The sequence below is a fragment of the Flavobacterium sp. JAS genome, from assembly GCF_020991455.1.
Lineage (GTDB): Bacteria > Bacteroidota > Bacteroidia > Flavobacteriales > Flavobacteriaceae > Flavobacterium.
In genome coordinates this window covers 480,975-498,646 of the sequence record NZ_JAJMOX010000002.1, presented here as the reverse complement: position 1 = coordinate 498,646, position 17,672 = coordinate 480,975, and the positions used below count along the sequence as shown (strand labels likewise).

The following is a 17,672-nucleotide window of genomic DNA, read 5'->3' as shown; positions in this document are numbered from 1 at the left end:
TGTAATCCCTCTGTAAAAGGTAGATTGCATACGCGTTACGCACCCGTGCGCCGGTCTCTAGATCCGAAAACCTATACCCCTCGACTTGCATGTGTTAAGCCTGCCGCTAGCGTTCATCCTGAGCCAGGATCAAACTCTTCATCGTATATTGTTGATCTTAATAAATTAAAATCGTATTGTTATTCGAATCAGTCTCTATCGGTTCTTTATTCAATCTCTCGATTATCTTACTCTTTATTCTTTGTTCTAACATCTCTGTTAAAACGGCTGTCAATTCAATATGTCTACGAACGTGTCTTTTAATTTCTTTCGCTTGTCTCTCAAAGCGGGTGCAAAAGTACACACTTAATCCGTATCTACAAGCCTTTTTGTTGATTTTTTTACAATCTTTTTTAAAACTTTTTGCTAACCTTCTGGTAACATTTAATTTATGCATTAAAAATCACAAATAACTTTAAAGAATTTTCTTATGATATTGTTTTCCAAACAAAATAGCCTTTATAAAAAACTGCTTTAACATTCAAATTAGCATTCTCCAAAAACTAAAACACTCTTCTATAGTGGATCAGTAGAATTTTTACTCCCTAAGAACCTCATCAAAAAATACGCAGCATTGCAGAGCCCCTCTTTCCTTATTATATTCGTATCTGAACCTGAATGATGAACTTGATACAATAGGACAATGAATTTCAGCAACGAGAGTCTTTCGATAGACCAGATAAAGACAATAGATATGGTTTGTTATCTTTCCTCCTTAGGATTTGAACCCTCTAGAGTATCGCGCGAGGATTATTGGTATCTTTCTCCCTTGCGAAATGAAAATACCGCGTCTTTTAAAATCAACCGCAGCATCAATAGGTGGTACGACCATGGTATGGGAAGAGGTGGTAATCTAATTGATTTTGGAATGCTCTTTTTCCAATGTTCCTTTGGCGAATTCCTCAAAAATTACACCGGTGCTCTAGCGATGAGCCCCCCGCGGGTTTTCCCCATCGAAAATCAGCTGGAATCCAAATCTTCAAAACTGGTAATTCTCCGCGAGATACCACTGCAATCTCATGCCCTTTTAAAATACCTTGAAGAGCGAAAAATCCCTCTTGAAATTGCCGCTGAATTTTGCAAAGAGGTCCATTATAGGCTAAATGATCATACCTATTACGGTATTGGGTTTAAAAATGATTTAGGAGGATTTGAAATCAGAAATCGCTACTTCAAGGCCAGCGCTTCTCCCAAAGGCTTCACCAGTTATGACTCTAAGGCTAAAGAAGTTTTGGTTTTTGAAGGTTTTTTTGACTTTTTATCCTTTAAGGCCCTCAATTGGAGCCCTGCTTCAAAAAAGCAGGATTTTATCATTCTCAATTCGCTTTCCTTTATAGACAAAGCGCGTTTGTTCATGGAAAAACACCAATTAATCCGATTGTTTCTCGATCGGGATCAGCCCGGACAAACCGCCACGAAGCGCGCCTTAAGTTGGGATAGGAAATACAAAGATGAAAGCCTTTTATACAAAGGCCATAAAGACCTTAATCTTTGGGTAGTAAACCAGGGGAAGCTCCAATTAAAAAAAATAAAAAACAGGCCAAGACTCTAGCAAAAAAAACGCTTCTTAGCGCTTTGTCTGTAATTTATTGTACATCAAATCGGCAGTCTTTTTATAGTCTATTAACACTTAAGGATCATCATCATGCAAACCGGAGAGAACGAACAAGCACTTCGAAAAATACTTGACCTGACAAGACTCATTAGTATCCTTGTGCTGTTGATCCATTTTTATTATTACACCTATGGGGCTTTCTTGCAATGGGGCCTTGCAAATACATTTGGCAATCTGATCTTGGCCAATATTGAGCATACGGGTCTTTTTACCCATTTTCACCGATCCAAACTCCTCTCTCTAGTTTTTTTATTGATCTCGCTCTTGGGGGTAAAAGGAAGAAAAAATGAAAAACTCAACTATAAAACCGCCCTCTCCTATATATGCATTGGACTCTTTGTCTTCTTTAGCAGTAGTTTTTTATTTTATCTAACAATAGCCTCCCCTTACATTACCTTCTGCTATATCTCACTAACACTAATTGGATATCTGTCAATACTAACAGGGGGAACATTACTATCGCGCATAATAACCAAGAGAATAAACTCCGATGATATCTTCAATAAAGAAAACGAAACCTTTCCCCAAGAAGAAAGACTCATTGAAAACGAATACTCGATCAACCTTCCCACCCAATACTATCTAAAGGATAAGATTCGAAAGAGCTGGATCAATATCATAAATCCATTTCGGGCCCTTATGGTACTAGGCACTCCTGGTTCGGGTAAATCGTATTTTGTAATACGCCATGTTATAACCCAGCACATAAAAAAAGGTTTTGCCATGTTTGTTTACGATTTCAAATTCGATGACCTCACCACCATTGCTTACAACACATGGCTCGAGTGTAAATCCTCTTATGCGGTCCCTCCTAAATTCTTTAGCATTAACTTTGATGATCTCTCGCGTTCACATCGCTGCAATCCTTTAGTGCCTTCAGCCATGATCGATATTACAGATTCTGCCGAATCAGCCAGAACAATTTTACTCGGGCTCAATAGAGAATGGATCAAAAGACAGGGAGATTTTTTTGTAGAATCACCCATTAATTTTTTAACAGCCATTATCTGGTACCTCCGAAAATATAAACAGGGGCAATTTTGCACCCTTCCCCATGTTATTGAACTCATGCAGGTAGACTACGACGATCTCTTTACCTTACTTCGAACAGAAAAAGAAATTCAGGTACTCATTAATCCCTTTATTAATGCCTACCTCAACGATGTCATGGAGCAACTCGAAGGGCAAATTGCCTCTGCAAAAGTAGCCATGGCAAGGCTTTCTTCTCCCCAGCTCTACTATGTATTATCAGGAAATGATTTTACCCTGGATATTAATAATACTCAAGAGCCTAAAATAATCTGTATGGGAAATAATCCGCAAAAAATACAAATTTACGGCGCTGTATTATCGCTCTATGTCAACCGTCTGCTTAAATTGGTAAACCAAAAAGGCAAACAAAAAAGCAGCCTTGTTTTTGATGAATTCCCTACCCTATATCTCAATAATATCGATAGTCTTATTGCCACAGCCAGAAGCAATAAAGTAGCAACTTGCTTGGGACTACAAGACTTTAGCCAACTAAGAAAAGACTATGGGCGTGAACAGGCAGATGTAATTATGAACATAACAGGAAACATCATCAGCGGGCAAGTTACCGGTGATACTGCCAAACAATTATCCGAGCGCTTTGGCAAGATTATGCAGAACAGGGAAAATATTTCAATAAATAGCTCCGATATCTCCATTAGTCGTTCCAAACAACTCGAACTGGCGGTTCCTGCTTCGAAAATTTCTTCTTTAAGTTCAGGAGAATTCGTTGGTTTGATCGCTGATGATCCCAATTGTAGAATTGAACTTAAGGCTTTCCATTGTGAGATTCTAAATGATCATACCGCCCTTGAAAGAGAAACTGATAATTACAGTGCCATTCCCATAGTGCGCAAACTTGATCCTACAATGGTGCAAAATAATTATCTGCAAATAAGACAAGACATTCAAGATATCATTTATTCGGAAATCAATCGTCTTACAAATGATCCCGAACTCTCTTATCTGATCATACGAAAATAATAGAAAACCAGGGGCTAAAATCACTTTGGTTTTCTTGAATACCCGTTGCTCTTTCTTAAATGACTTAACAGTAAAAATATGCGCATGATTTTCTAGAAAAACAGAAATCTCTAAATTAGTATTAAAATCAAACAAATGCCTAAGTGTGACCATAAAATAATAGATGTCCATAACTTGACTAAAATCAGGTCAGTCTATCTGGGATTAACCTACGGCGAATATTACACAATAGAGCGCAAGTACAAAACTAGCACCTGCCATAGTCTTAGTGAATATCTTCGAAAGCTCCTATTGGGTAAACCCGTTACAATTATTTATAGAAACCAGTCTTTGGAGGATTTAATTGAAGAAATAGTCCCTTTAAACAATCAGATCAACAGTGTCCGAGATAGCCTCGTTGAGCTCTTAGATAAACTCTCTTTGCAAGAGCAAATCGATCCCTTAACCCCATCGTTAGAGACTTTAGAATTACAGATCAATCAGCTGTGCAAAATCATAGGAGAAACTAAAAAACAAATTGAAAAAATTACACACCAATGGTCACAATCATAAAAACTAATGCCACAATAGGTCAAACACTTGCCTATAATGAAAATAAAGTTAAAATAGGTTCTGCCCAATGTATAGCAGCAGGCAACTTTCCTGTGGATCTAGATAAAATAAGTTTTACCATCAAATTTAAACGCTTTGCCAAGCGGGCGCAATTAAATGAACTCGCCAAACGCAATACGGTTCATATTTCCATAAATTTCTCGCCATTGGAGAATCACCCCAAAGAAAAACTCATTACAATTGCCCACATTTATATGCAAAAAATAGGCTTTGGAAATCAACCCTATTTAATATACCAGCATTATGATGCTGGCCACCAACACCTGCATCTGATTACCACCACTATTGAGAAAACCGGCAGCTGTATCAATCTGTTTAATATTGGCATCAACAAATCAGAACCCGCTAGAAAAGAAATTGAGAAAACATTTGGGCTAATCAGGGCAGAATCAATAAAAAAAGAAGAATCCTATCTCCAGCCCATCCATATTGAAAAAGTACATTATGGGAAAATGGAATCTAAAAAGGCCATAAGCAATGTTGTGAATTATATTCTCGCACAATACAATTATACCAATTTTTCCCAGCTCAATGCAATCTTAGGCCAATACAATGTTATGGCAGATCGAGGCATGGAGAATTCAAAGGTATTTCTATCCAGGGGCTTACTCTATAAAATTCTCGATAAACAAGGCAAACCAATTGGCAAACCCATCAAGGCAAGTCTTATAGAGAACAAACCTACTTTGTCTTTTTTGGAAAACAAATTCAAAGCCAATGCCTTAAAGAACATAGAAGAGAAAATACATCTGAAAAAAATGGTGGAAATATCCCAACTCAAATCATTATCGTTAAACCACTTAAAGGCAAAGCTCAACAAACAAGGCATCACAGTAGTTACACAAAAAAACTCCCCAGGTGATACTGCCCAGATTATCTATATCGATCATAAAACAAAAAATATAATCAGTGACAACTCGTTAAATACTCCATACAATTTGGCTCTTCTCAATGATAAGCAATTAAGACCTGCTGGTGAGAATAAAAAAAACAAACTCTTAAAAATTCATATCCCTTAAGTTTTTTTTCTATTTAATCCCCTTTTTAAGCCTTTCAAATAAAGGATCCTCTAAGAGTTTTATTTGATTGATTACAATCTGCGCAATTGCTGTGGCTCCTTTTAAAGAAAGGTGTGTGTCATCTGCCTTGTCTTTCTCATAATAACTATTCTCACCAGCTTTAAAGTGCAAATGCAGTTGTTTTGATTTCTCGGGCCCATAAGATTCCTCGAGCAATTCTGTAAAATATTCCAGATCGATAAAAGCCACTTTATACTCTTGTGCTACTAATCGGGTTTCAAGAGGATAATCTCCATGGGTTGGTACCAAAACGCCTTTTTCATTAAAATTACGTCTGGCTATAGAGCTCAATAATATTGGTGTCGCGCCTTTTGCCCTGGTTTCTTTTACAAACCGAATCAAATTGTAACGATATGCTGTATGTGGATTTGTATAACGGGTTGAATCTTCGATTTTCTCATCATTATGCCCAAATTCAATAAAAACATAATCTCCTTTTTTTAGCTTTTTATAAATGGAATCCCAACGTTTCTCATTGATGAAACTTTTGGTACTTCGCCCATTTACGGCCTTATTCTCAAGGGTAATATTTTCTTTAAAAAATGACCCAAGTACCTGTGCCCAACCATGCTCAGGATTGCGCTCGGGATCCTTTTTGTTCGCCATTGTTGAGTCTCCAATGGTATATATTGTAGGGTTTTGAGCAAAACAGCTTGCGCTGATTAAGAAGAGGATTAATACATAGTGTTTCATTTTATTATTTTAGATCTTTAAACTCCTTACACTGTTTTTATTTTCTATTTTTTTGTTCCTGATATCTCGAATTACTTTCTCAGATTGCTTTGTCCCTGCAATAGACACAGTGCTGTGCCTTCTGGGTAAAACCTTTTACAGCTTTAAACCTGAAAAAAAAATTATTTCGCCGCTGTGGGCACTGTTGCTTTTTCTCCGATAAAAACATCTGTCATTAAAACATTCTCTGCATTTTGATTTGAAATGGCATTTTTTGCCGATTTAATTTCAATATTATTAAAGGTGATATTGCGAATTTTCTTGTCTTGAAAACCTTGAATTACAATTGCGGATTCTGTGGCTTGATTACAGGTGATATTCGAAAAATGAATATTTGATATGTCCGATTGAAAGCCATTTCCTTCACCGTGATAATTTGCCGTGATATATAAACAATCCTCTACCGTATCGAGTTTTATATTTCGAACAAAAACATTTTTAATAAAACCTCCTCTGTCGGCATTGGTCTTTAGATAGATTCCTCTTTTTAAATAGCCAACTGTTTTGCAATTCTCTACATAAACATTCTGAACTCCCGCTGACATTTCGCTTCCGATAACAACGCCATGTAGTCCTTTGAAATTACAATTTCTAATTACTATATGCTCACTTGGTGTAGCCGAATTTGCTCTTCCTTCATGATCTCTTCCTGCCTTAATTGCCACATTATCATCGCCATTATCAAAGGTTACATTCTCGATTAAAACGTCTTTTGCATACTCGGGATCAATACCGTCATTGTTATAATTTAAAGATTTATAACTAATTCCGCGAACGGTGATACTTTGCGATTTGAGTAAATGCAAACACCAAAAAGGTGAATTCTCAATGCGGATATTTTCAACCAAAATATTCCTGCAATTAAAAAACTGAATCATTTGTGGGCGTAAAAAGTAACCTTCTCCAAATTTTCTGTCTTTTAAAGCAATCTTATTATGATTCATTTCGCGGCTTCTGTTTTTCCCCGCCTCTTCCTTAGCTTTAAAACCTTTCCAGGTCCCAGCTCCTTCTCCATCAATAATTCCTTCGCCGGTAATGGCAATATTAGTACAATTGTAAGCGTAAATTAACGGGCTATAATTATAGAGCATTGTTCCTTCCCAACTGGTTAAAACCATTGGCAGATAGTCCTTGGGATTATCACTAAAGCTAAGTTTTGCCCCTTTCTCAATTCTCAGATTTACATTACTTACAAAATGAATTGGGCCCTTGATTTTATAAACCCCTTTTGGTACAATAATAGTTCCGCCATTATTGCTTTTACACAAGGCCATTGCTTTATCAAAATAGGATTTGTTATTGGTAATAGAATCTCCTTTTGCACCTAATTGAGCCACATTAATTTGATAAGACCCAAAGACGGGAAGCTGAATTCTATTGACAATCGAATCTACTCTTGCAGAGGGAAAATCACTATTTTGAGCAAAAGAAATACAGGAGATCAACAGAAAAATTAAATATTTCAAATTCATAATTGTTACTATTTTTTAGCCCAAAAATTCAGCAGGTTAAACACCTTTAATCCGTGAATCCTTTTTTTTACCTCGAATACCAATTTGCAATTGAGTCTTTTAGAATGTTTTCGATTGTATATTTCTCTACTTGATTCTCTTGAAGCTGATGCGACCAAGCAACTCTTTTTGCAGGCTGAAAACCTTCGCCTTTGCAATTATACTCGGCGTAAAAAGCAGTTTTTTCTGCTTCGGGTTTCGACCAGTTTTCCCAGCCTTCAGCCCTTATATGTTTTCCCATATCGCAATTGATGTAGACCGTTTTTGCATAAATACGCCAGGGTCTTCCTAAATAAACTGCAGTTGTTGATGGATTTGCGGTGAGTTTGCAATTTTTAAAAACAAATCCAAAGACCGTATCCTCAGGGGTTGAAGCCGCTGTGATATAGGAATTTTTAAGACTGTGAATCACACAATTTTCAAATAAAACAGTTGCACTTCCAAAAATAAAATCGGTTGTACCCTCGATATAACACTCTTTAAAGTATTGTTTTGCGTCTTTTCCCGATACGTACAAAGTATCCTGATTTCCCAGAATATTACAGTTTAGAACCTGAGCCCGATTTGCCACCAAAGACAGTGCAATGGCCTGACCGTTATCCCCAGAAGCATTTTTAATGGTTAAATTGGAAACCGAAAAATCATCACCTTCTACTAAGATCGTATAGGTAAAAAAAGTACTGTTTCTACCTGAGTTAATTCTTGAAAAATTATCATCAAAACTAATAATGGTATTCTCCTTACTTTCTCCAATTAAAGCCAAATGGGTGTTCCACTGGGGAATCCGAACTTTTTCATTGTAGATTCCGTTTTTTATAAAAACCGTGACTTTTTCATACGGAAATGACGGACATGCATTTATAGCATCCTGAATTTTTGTAAAATCTCCCGAACCGTCTAAAGCAACTCTTATTAAATTATCTTTTTTTTTATCCGAGGTTTCTTTTAAAGAGACTTTTACACCATTTTTAATGGCCCAGGCAGGATACTTTTTAAGAACTTCTTTTGGTTCATCACTATACCAGGCATATCCATTTCTACGTTCTGCCCCAATCTGCTCCAGTGCTTTCTCCTTTATCCCGTCACGATCGCAAAAAAAGGGTTCATTGGTGTCTAACTCCATAAATCTTGCCCAAATTGGCGCAGCATTCTGGGTGACAATCATTTTTTTGTCAATGATTTTTCCCTGGTCATTTAAAACTCGTTTCTCTTCAAGATTTGTAATTTTAGTTTTTTCAAACCAAGCCTGAGCACTTTTAACAGCTGTAATGATCTCCGCAGAAGGTTTCTCGATGGACATTAAAAGCAAAACAATTTTAGCCGATTCTTTTCCGCTTAGCGAAGGTAATTCATAGGCTCGTGCTTTGGCCGGAGCCAAAGTATTCTCATCATGTTGGGCACACCAAGCAGTTAAAACTCCATTTTGTTTGTATTGCGATTTTAGAATACAATCAATTCCTTTATCAAAAGATTTTTTGGCTTTTTCAACAATTTCCCTCGATGGTTTAATACTGTAAAAATCAGTTTCTTCACTCACTTGTTTGATGATATTCAATATATGAACCATCGAATCATCATTGTACGTAATATGGGTATAATAGCCTTTTTTAAGAGGGTAAAACTGAGGCCATCCACCGTTTTTGTATTGGGCTTCAAACAAATAATTTAACCCTTTTAAAAAAGAATCTCTGTATCTCTGATCCTTAACCTGTGCATACATTTTAGACATAAAAAGCATTTCCTGACAAGTTGCACCGTTATCTGTTGTAATCTCATGCAAATCACTTTTTAAAGCAATAAGTTTTTGTTTCTCTGTATCACTAAGTGGATTTTGCATCTGGATATTCTTTGGCCATCCTCCAATATTTCTTTGATAAAGCAAAACATTCTCCGCAATATCTTTGGCTTGCGCCGAAGCAAACCAGGTCGCATCGTTTTTACGAATAATATCCGGCCAATTCTTAAAGGTATTCTGTGCATTTGCCATAAAACTTATGCCAAATACAACCAGGGATATGTATTTTTTTATTCGAATCATTTTAATAGGTTTTTAAACTTGATGTTTTAGCTCCTTTTTCCAAGTGCCAAAACATTTTGCCAATTTACTTTGTTTTATTATTCACTAGTTTGTTACTCTAAACCAATCCACGGCAACATTTCCAGAATCATTTGTAGTTTTTTCACTCAAGGCAAAAAGTCCAACTTTAGCGCCAATCCATTTTCCTTCTTTGGCTACAAATTCATTTCCTATAGATTGATATTTTTTATCGTCTAAGCTATAAAAGAAACTGCAAATACCTCCTTTTTTAACTTTTACCCTGAGATAGATTATATTATCTTTTATCGAAACTGGTGTTGTCTGGGTTTCCCAAACTTTTTTATCGAAGGTTCCTGTTTTCTGACTCAGATATAATTTTGCGTTCTCATTCTTCAAGCACAAATAACTATAGTCCAATCCCATGATTATAAGTCCGGTCGATTCGCCATTTATTCTCGTATTGAAAGTTAATTTGGCTGTAGCGGAAAATTCTTCAGCAGGGAATTTTTGCAATACTAAATTTGGTGCATCAAATATCTTCTGATCGTTCTTAATGGTTGGCAAACAAAACAAATTCAAATATCCCAAACTCGTTACAAATCCCCAATTAATTTGAGAATTTGCCTGCCATTGCCATTGCATGCCTAATTTAGGTTCGTTAAATTCATCTGATGTTGCCGGAATTTCTGTTGGATATTCCCCTCCTACATTTGGCTTTTTGAATCTTGTAACGGGTTCTCCAATTGCGTTTTTATCGAAATCCTCTCCCATAATTGGCCAATCATTCACCCATTTCATAGGCTCGAGATGTACAATTCTGCCATAAGCCCCTTTATCCTGAAAATGAATAAACCAATCTTCACCCGCTTTTGTTTGCACCCAGGCACCTTGATGCGGACCGTTTATAGCTGTTTTTCCCTGTTCAAGAACTTTCTTCTTTTGGTAAGGACCAAAGACATTTTTTGATCTTAAAACCGTTTGCCATCCTGTAGCAACCCCGCCAGCAGGAGCAAAAATATAGTAGTACTTATTTCGTTTATAGAATTTTGGTCCTTCAATAGTCCCTTCACTTTCATGTCCGTCAATTATCATTACCTCATCATTATTGATAACAGTTCCATCAGCATTCATTGAGCAAACAACCAAGAGACTTTTAATTTGTGCCCGACTTCCTGCAAAAGCATGAACCAAATAATTTTTCCCATCATCATCCCATAACGGACTTGGATCTATTAGTCCTACTCCGGCTTTTACCAAAAGTGGTTCTGACCAAGGTCCTTGGGCTTTTTTGGCTTTTATCCTATAAATTCCAAAGTCAGGATCCGGGTAATAAATGTAAAATTCATTGTTATGAAAAGTAATACTTGGAGCCCAAAGGCCATTTCCATGCTGTACTTTATTGTAGGTTTCAAATGGCGGTTGTTTGCTAAGTGCATACCCTATAATCTTCCAATTCACCAAATCTTTAGAATGCAAAATAGGTAATCCCGGAATGCAATTAAAAGACGATGCCGTCATATAAAAATCATCTCCCACCCGAACCACATCAGGGTCCGAATAATCGGCATGAATTATAGGATTTGTATAAGTTCCATCTCCATTATCGGGTACCCAAACCTGAGCAAAAATATTTTGCATCACAAATACTGACCATAAAAGGAAAAGGACTTTTGTGTTTTTCATTTTTTTAGACAATTATTTTTCTAGTAGGTTGTTTTACTCTGATTTCTCCTCCGTCGAAATGACAAACTTTGTGGCTACTTTTTGGGTAATTAAACCCAACAGGTTTTATCCCGAGTCTTCAGGACTAACATCCTATTTCTATCGATTCAATTCTAAAGCAGCCAAAATAAATGGTCCGGTTGCTTTAGGATCGTTGTCTTTTTTTCTTTCCTTAACGTAATACTCATAAGAACCATCACGATATGGTTTTCCGCCCAGACCAGCTACGGCGCAAGCTTGCGTTAAGGTAATTCCTCCATCTGCATCGACTTTTATCAATTCTTTGGTTAAACCCTCAAAGGCTTTATTGGCTAACTTTTTGTATTTTGAAGGTAAATATCCTTTGTTTGCTCCTTTAGCAAAAGCATAAGCAAACATCGATGAACCAGACGCTTCAAGATAATTTCCTTCCTTATTTCCTTTATCAGTTACCTGATACCATAAACCCGATTTATCCTGATATTTGGCCAAAGCTTCAGAAACACTATTCAAATATCCCACAAGTTCTTTTTGTTTGGGATGCTCTTTTGGGAAATAATCCAACACATCCACAAGGGCCATAACGTACCATCCCAACGCTCTTGACCAGAAATTTGGCGAAGTTCCGGTTTCTTTATTTGCCCAGGCCATTTGTTTGCTTTCATCCCAAGCGTGATACAATAATCCTGTTTTTGGATCTGTCGCGTGTTTTTGAATCAATTCGAATTGTTTTGCAACGTCGTCTAATTGTTTTGCGTTTTCGAAAGCTGTTGTGTACTGGGCATAAAATGGTTCTCCCATATACAAACCATCTAACCACATTTGGTTCGGATAGATTTTTTTGTGCCAGAATCCGCCGCTCTCTGTTCTGGGTTGTTCAGCCAATTGTTTGCGCAACAATTGTAATGCTTTTAGGTATTTTTCTTCTTTAGTAGTTTGGTAAATCTTAAAAAGCAAACGACCGGAAACCACCATGTCAATATTATAATTATCAAGATCATACGTTTTGATACTTCCGTCATTCTCAACAAAAGAATCTACATATCCTTTTATGTAAACCCCATATCTTGGATCTGGATTTTGTTTATACAATTCTTCAATGGAATGCAAAACCAAACCATGAACGTAATCCCATTTTGGTGTCTTCGCATCGTCGATCATATAAGCTTCAGGATGACGTTTCATGATCGTTAAAGCCATTCTATCGGACCATTTCATATCTTTAGAAATAACAATATTGCTCTTTGCAGGTTCTTGCGAAGTTACTTTACAACTGGTAAATGTCATTGCGCAGATCAGTAAAACAGCTGCTAGATAACCTTGTTTTTTATTATTTTTCATTTCAAATATATTTTTATTTCTACTTATCTAATTCAAGCGCACTGAGTAAAAATGCCGCTAAAGCCGGCGAACCATTATCTTTTGTTTTTCCGCTAATATAATACTCGTTTGTACCATCTCTAAAAGGTTTTCCTCCCAGACCAACACTTGGTGATACCTTTAGAATATTTACTTCACCCGTTTCTCCAACTTTCACAAATTCTTTTACAAAAGCATCAAATGATTTTTGTGCCGTTTTTTTATAATTTGACGCTAAATAACCTTTATCACTGCCTTTTGCCAAAGCATAAATAATCATGGCTGAAGCCGAAGGTTCCAAATAATTTCCCTTTAATTGCGGTTTATCTGCCACTTGATACCATAATCCCGAAGAACTTTTATATTGCACTGCACTTTTTGAGATCTGGTTCAAATAACCCACTAACGTTTTGTATTTTGGATGTGATTTTGGATAATAATCTAATGTTTCTACTAAAGCCATCATATACCAGCCAATTCCTCGTCCCCAAATTGTTGGCGATGTTCCCGTTTTAGGATTTGCCCATGCAATTTGTTTGCTTTGATCCCAACATTGATAAACCAAACCTGTTTTTTTGTCTACTAAATGGTTCTGAACCAATTCGAATTGTTTGGCAATATCATCCAGACTTTTTCCATTTTCATACCTCAGAGTATATTGCGTATAAAAAGGTTCTGCCATATAGAGTCCGTCAATCCACATTTGATTGGGATAAATTTGTTTGTGCCAAAATCCGCCACTCTCTGTTCTGGGTTGGTTCTCGAGTTGTTTTCTTAATTGAACAATTACTTTTTCATAGCGGTTGTCTTTTGTTATATCATATAAATGAAACAGAATTTTGCCCGGATTTACATAATCAATATTGTATTCTTTCTGGTCATACTTCTCAATATTCCCTGAACTGTCGATCATTTCATCGGCATACTCTTTTATGTAATTCAGGTATCTTGGCTCATTTGTTTTTTGATATAATTTCTCCAAAGAAAACAATAAAAAGCCCATTTTATAATCCCATTTTGGTTTTTGGTTTCCATCAATTTGCCAGGCTTTTGGGTAATTGTTTAAAATAGAAAGTGCTGTTTTTTCAGACCACTTTAAATCTTTAGAAATGACATGTTTATTTTGAGCCATTATTAAACTACTGCTTAAGAGAAGCAAAACAATTATCCAATTGGTGTATTTTATGGAAAGATTTTTTAGCATAGGATCTATTTGTTTCTTTTTGCTACTCCCGATAGCTATCGAGAGTGGCAAAACAAAATTTACATTTTACCTTTTTTGTTCAGTACTTCCAGCTTTTCATCTAAGTACTTTACAAATTCCTCTTTTGATTTAATTCCGTTTTTCTCTTGTTCCCAGGCGCCTAAAAAGTAAAAAGAATGTGTTTTAGTTGTTGGTTTAAATACTATAAGATAATCTAAATCCGTATCGGCAACATTTTCAATTTCATTCGTTTCATAAAAAATTGCCATTCCTAATTTATCCGGAACTAAAGACTGCTCGCCATAAGTTGCCAGATAAGCCCATTTTTTATTCTTGCTTTCTTTTTTAATTAGTTCTGCATTTTTTTGTTTTACAATTCCGGTGCAGATTCCTTTAATTTCTTTTGAAGCCTGAATTTTATGTTCTGTATAAAGCTGATCCGGTTTAATGGTTAATTCTGTAGTGAAATCAATTTTATCAGAAGCTGTTTTCCATCCGTAATAACGAACTTTTACCCTGGATTCATTTACTTTATTCTCGACATTTGCCAAAGTTGAATCTACCTGATGAAAGTGTAATTTTTCATTATTTACATAACGATCAATTGACCCAATTCCGATTCCTTTTCCGGCTTTCAAAATATCAGCTCCCCAATGGCTCATTTCATGATACGAATCAAAATTATCCTGCCCAACTTGCGGTAAAACTATTGCTGATGTCTTTTTTCCGAAAATATCAATGGCATTTCTCCAGTCTAAATACAAACGATATCCAATTCTGTTGTTTTCCCAACCCGGGCCTTCATAACGAATATCAAAGGAATGATCTGTATGTTCCGGAGCCAATTTTAGTTTATCAACGTTTTTAAAAACAGTTCCTCCAATGTATTTTCTGCCTTCCCATTTTCCATCTGTTTTTACCGATAATTCGGCGTAGGTTTTAGCCGTTTTAATATCGTATTTATTTTGTGCTTTACAAGCTGAGAGTCCAAAAAACAATACCGCTGATAGGGTTATTACTATTTTCATTTTATAAATTTATTTAAATATTTTGTTTAAAAATTGTGTTGTATACTGTATCATTTCATCAAACCAAGGCTGGAAAAACCAAAAAGAATGTGGCGAGTTTTCGATTGTTTTTACCTGGTTATAAATTCCATTCTCATTTAAAATAGTAATCATATCATCTCTTCCGGCATGAAACCTATCAAAACTACTGTTTATAAATAATATAGGCGGCGTATTTTTATTGGTATGGCTCAGAGCCGAAGCATTTTTCCAGTTCTCCGAATTTTCTTCATAACTCCCTTTTAACCAAAATGACGCCATTTCTGCTTCTTTTGACTGGGGATGTTTAAAGGCTAAAATTCCATCTATATCGATAATTGCATTTACTTTTGATGAAGATTTACTCGTATTGAGCGCATCTTCAAAAGCTAAATCTTTATTTGTTGTACCAATCAAAGCTGCCATTTGACCTCCCGAAGAGCATCCTAAAATCGCAATTTTGTTTGGATCTACATGAAGTTTTTTAGCATTATCTTTTATAAATTTAATGGCATTTTTAATATCATAAATCCCCTCTGGATATTTCGCCTCAAGCGATAAGCTGTATTGAATTGCAAAACAAGAATATCCTTTTGACGCAATTTCCTGTGCCATAACCTGCATCTGACTTTTATTTCCTGATCGCCATCCACCGCCATGAATCATGATTACAGCCGGATTTAGTTTTTCTTTTTTATAAAAATAAGCATCTAAATGCAGTGCTCTATTTTGCTTTTGATTATAAACAAGATCATAAATTTCAGCAACATTCTCCTTCTTTTCTGATTTAGCAATTGTGATAAATGGATACTGCTTAATTAGTTTATTGTAAGTACTCTCTATGGTATAGGAAGTATCGACCGCAAACTTGTCTTGTGCAGAAATCGCCGTTGCATACAATACCAAAAACAATACTATTTTATTCATTCTGTTAAACTTCAATTATTAGTTAAGAAAGGAGTTTGATATGCGATCAAACTCCTTTTTAACTACTTCAAAAAAAACAATCTCAAAAATTTTAAAATTACTAATATGCAGGGTTTTGAGGATAATTTTTACTTCTGTTCAAATCTAATGCTGATTGTGGTATTGGTCTTAAAATTTTAAGATTACCATCTTTTCCTGCAAAAGCATTTGCTGTTGTCACCTTTGGGTTGTATAAAACGGTTCTCTCCACCAATGTTCCTGTACGTTTTAGGTCAAACCAACGATGGTATTCGCCCAATAATTCTCTACCTCTTTCGTCTAATATAGTGTTGATATCAATTGAGCTTACCACCGGAATTGTTCCTGCTACTCCGCCTCCTGCTCTTCTTCTTACTTCGTTTAAACGTGCTAGTGCAGTTCCTGTATTTCCTGCTTTAAAATAAGCTTCGGCAGCAATTAGATACGTTTCTCCAAGTCTTGATATAATGAAATCACGCGTGCTGCTTCTGTTTGTGGCTGGCGTTATTGGTGTTGTATTGTAATTTGCACTTGTTGCGCCACTGTAAGGAGCTTTTGGATCATCGAATTTACGAACCGGAATAAGGTTGTAATCTCCTCCTGAAGCTGCTGCTGAGGAATAAGTTCCCCAATTGTGGTATCTGAAAGTTGCAGGGTTTACCATTCTTGCAGTATTGGCTAATTTCCACGCGTCTCTGTCGGCTGTTGTAAACCATTTTGGCTCGTAGAAATCTGTAATTTTCAAAGCAGTTTTATCCGCTACATCGTAATAATCATAATATCTGCTGTAGATTTCGTTCATAAAAGTTCCTTCCCAACGTTTATCTCCTTTTTCATATAATGACAAAGCATAAACCGTAGGACAAAGTGTGTAACTTCTGTTTGGATATGGATTTCCTGCCGCAGCAGCTCCTAAATACGAACTGAACCAATAGTTTTGTGAACTTCCTAAAGCTGTAGTTCCCGTTGCATTTGAAGCGATCGAAAACTGAACTGAAAAGATCGTTTCAGTATTCATTTCGTTCCCTGGTTTTACAACATTATCAAAAGACACCGCTAATGCCTGTCCGCCAATTACCTGATCTGCCAATGCCGCAGCTGTTGTAAAATCAGCCGGAGTTCCAAAAGTTTCATAACCTCTTGTCAAATATACTTTTGCCAATAAATCCTGAACGGCTCTTTTATTAACTCTGCCTGTATAAGCTGCGGTACTTACTGCCCCAAGCGCTTCGTTAAGATCTTTTAAAACCTGAGTATATATTTCTTCAGCAGTATTTCTGTCAAATGAAGTTACTGCCGTATTGATATTATCCAAAACAAGCGGAACTCCTCCATAAGTCTGAACCAGCAGAAAATAAGCGTTTGCTCTTAAAAATTTAAGCTCTCCAATTCTGGTATCGAGTGTACTTGATTTCTCTGTAATAGTCGAATAATACAATCCTTTATTGGCTTGCTGAATGGCGATATAACAAGTTCTGTACAATTGATCCACTCCTGCAGATGACGATGATAAGGTCAAGTATTTTGCAAGTCCTTCCGGTTCCTGATTTCTTCCTTCAGAATACATATCTGTTCCTGCTTCAAACAACCACGGATCTCCTCCGTAAATATCTTTTAATGTCGCGTAATTTGTATTTATTAAAGACTCAAAACCTGCAGAAGTCAAAAAGTATTGCTCTGCAGAACCGTAGGAACGATTGTCTTCTTCAATATAATTGGAGCAAGAATTAAGTGTCGTTGTCAGTATTAGTGTAGCTATTATTAATTTTTTCATTTTT

Annotated in this window: 12 protein-coding genes and 1 rRNA gene; 3 read left to right on the top strand and 10 right to left on the bottom strand. The window is 36.2% G+C overall.

From position 1 onward, the window contains the following. A 16S ribosomal RNA gene (locus LPB88_RS04090) occupies nt 1–145 on the bottom strand; the annotation flags it as partial. Between the two features lie 537 nt (nt 146–682). On the opposite strand from LPB88_RS04090, the gene LPB88_RS04085 reads away from it, so the two are divergent. From LPB88_RS04085 to LPB88_RS04075, 3 genes are all read left to right on the top strand, one after another. Continuing rightward, nucleotides 683–1,591, top strand: coding sequence for a toprim domain-containing protein (locus LPB88_RS04085; RefSeq protein WP_230712707.1), 909 nt, complete (start codon nt 683–685; stop codon nt 1,589–1,591). A gap of 93 nt (nt 1,592–1,684) precedes the next feature. Further along, nucleotides 1,685–3,667: a conjugal transfer protein MobC gene (mobC, locus tag LPB88_RS04080; RefSeq protein WP_230712705.1), complete on the top strand. Its 1,983-nt coding sequence runs from the start codon at nt 1,685–1,687 to the stop codon at nt 3,665–3,667. Nucleotides 3,668–4,203: 536 nt separating this feature from the next. Continuing rightward, nucleotides 4,204–5,298, top strand: a complete 1,095-nt coding sequence (locus LPB88_RS04075; RefSeq protein ID WP_230712703.1) for a relaxase/mobilization nuclease domain-containing protein — start codon at nt 4,204–4,206, stop codon at nt 5,296–5,298. A gap of 9 nt (nt 5,299–5,307) precedes the next feature. On the opposite strand, the gene LPB88_RS04070 is transcribed toward LPB88_RS04075, so the two are convergent. The 9 genes from LPB88_RS04070 to LPB88_RS04030 all read right to left on the bottom strand — a co-directional run bounded on the left by LPB88_RS04070 (nt 5,308) and on the right by LPB88_RS04030 (nt 17,668). Continuing rightward, entirely contained in the window at nt 5,308–6,051 is a 744-nt protein-coding gene (locus LPB88_RS04070; RefSeq protein ID WP_230712700.1) for a rhamnogalacturonan acetylesterase, read from the bottom strand. Between the two features lie 161 nt (nt 6,052–6,212). Then, nucleotides 6,213–7,562, bottom strand: coding sequence for a glycoside hydrolase family 28 protein (locus LPB88_RS04065; RefSeq protein ID WP_230712698.1), 1,350 nt, complete (start codon nt 7,560–7,562; stop codon nt 6,213–6,215). A gap of 67 nt (nt 7,563–7,629) precedes the next feature. After that, nucleotides 7,630–9,639 carry a pectate lyase gene (gene pelA / locus LPB88_RS04060; RefSeq protein ID WP_230712696.1) on the bottom strand — a complete coding sequence of 670 codons (2,010 nt, stop codon included), beginning with the start codon at nt 9,637–9,639 and terminating at the stop codon, nt 7,630–7,632. A gap of 84 nt (nt 9,640–9,723) precedes the next feature. Beyond that, nucleotides 9,724–11,322, bottom strand: a complete 1,599-nt coding sequence (locus LPB88_RS04055) for a glycoside hydrolase 43 family protein (protein WP_230712689.1) — start codon at nt 11,320–11,322, stop codon at nt 9,724–9,726. A gap of 138 nt (nt 11,323–11,460) precedes the next feature. Next, entirely contained in the window at nt 11,461–12,681 is a 1,221-nt protein-coding gene (locus tag LPB88_RS04050; RefSeq protein WP_230712687.1) for a glycoside hydrolase family 105 protein, read from the bottom strand. A gap of 19 nt (nt 12,682–12,700) precedes the next feature. After that, a complete protein-coding gene (locus tag LPB88_RS04045) occupies nt 12,701–13,903 on the bottom strand; it encodes a glycoside hydrolase family 105 protein (RefSeq protein WP_230712685.1) in 1,203 nt (400 codons plus the stop codon). 59 nt (nt 13,904–13,962) lie between these two features. Then, nucleotides 13,963–14,931, bottom strand: coding sequence for a DUF4861 family protein (locus LPB88_RS04040; RefSeq protein ID WP_230712683.1), 969 nt, complete (start codon nt 14,929–14,931; stop codon nt 13,963–13,965). Nucleotides 14,932–14,940: 9 nt separating this feature from the next. Further along, entirely contained in the window at nt 14,941–15,876 is a 936-nt protein-coding gene (locus tag LPB88_RS04035) for an alpha/beta hydrolase (protein WP_230712681.1), read from the bottom strand. A 100-nt stretch (nt 15,877–15,976) separates the two neighbouring features. Then, the gene (locus LPB88_RS04030; RefSeq protein ID WP_230712674.1) at nt 15,977–17,668 is read right to left on the bottom strand and encodes a RagB/SusD family nutrient uptake outer membrane protein; all 1,692 of its coding nucleotides are present in this window, start codon (nt 17,666–17,668) and stop codon (nt 15,977–15,979) included. Nucleotides 17,669–17,672 lie beyond the last annotated feature (4 nt).

Bases quoted from the DNA above. Each gene is read 5' to 3' on its own strand.
- LPB88_RS04085 (WP_230712707.1), top strand. From the start codon at position 683: ATGAATTTCAGCAACGAGAGTCTTTCGATAGACCAGATAAAGACAATA.
- mobC (WP_230712705.1), top strand. From the start codon at position 1,685: ATGCAAACCGGAGAGAACGAACAAGCACTTCGAAAAATACTTGACCTG.
- LPB88_RS04075 (WP_230712703.1), top strand. From the start codon at position 4,204: ATGGTCACAATCATAAAAACTAATGCCACAATAGGTCAAACACTTGCC.
- LPB88_RS04070 (WP_230712700.1), bottom strand. From the start codon at position 6,051: ATGAAACACTATGTATTAATCCTCTTCTTAATCAGCGCAAGCTGTTTT.
- LPB88_RS04065 (WP_230712698.1), bottom strand. From the start codon at position 7,562: ATGAATTTGAAATATTTAATTTTTCTGTTGATCTCCTGTATTTCTTTT.
- pelA (WP_230712696.1), bottom strand. From the start codon at position 9,639: ATGATTCGAATAAAAAAATACATATCCCTGGTTGTATTTGGCATAAGT.
- LPB88_RS04055 (WP_230712689.1), bottom strand. From the start codon at position 11,322: ATGAAAAACACAAAAGTCCTTTTCCTTTTATGGTCAGTATTTGTGATG.
- LPB88_RS04050 (WP_230712687.1), bottom strand. From the start codon at position 12,681: ATGAAAAATAATAAAAAACAAGGTTATCTAGCAGCTGTTTTACTGATC.
- LPB88_RS04045 (WP_230712685.1), bottom strand. From the start codon at position 13,903: ATGCTAAAAAATCTTTCCATAAAATACACCAATTGGATAATTGTTTTG.
- LPB88_RS04040 (WP_230712683.1), bottom strand. From the start codon at position 14,931: ATGAAAATAGTAATAACCCTATCAGCGGTATTGTTTTTTGGACTCTCA.
- LPB88_RS04035 (WP_230712681.1), bottom strand. From the start codon at position 15,876: ATGAATAAAATAGTATTGTTTTTGGTATTGTATGCAACGGCGATTTCT.
- LPB88_RS04030 (WP_230712674.1), bottom strand. From the start codon at position 17,668: ATGAAAAAATTAATAATAGCTACACTAATACTGACAACGACACTTAAT.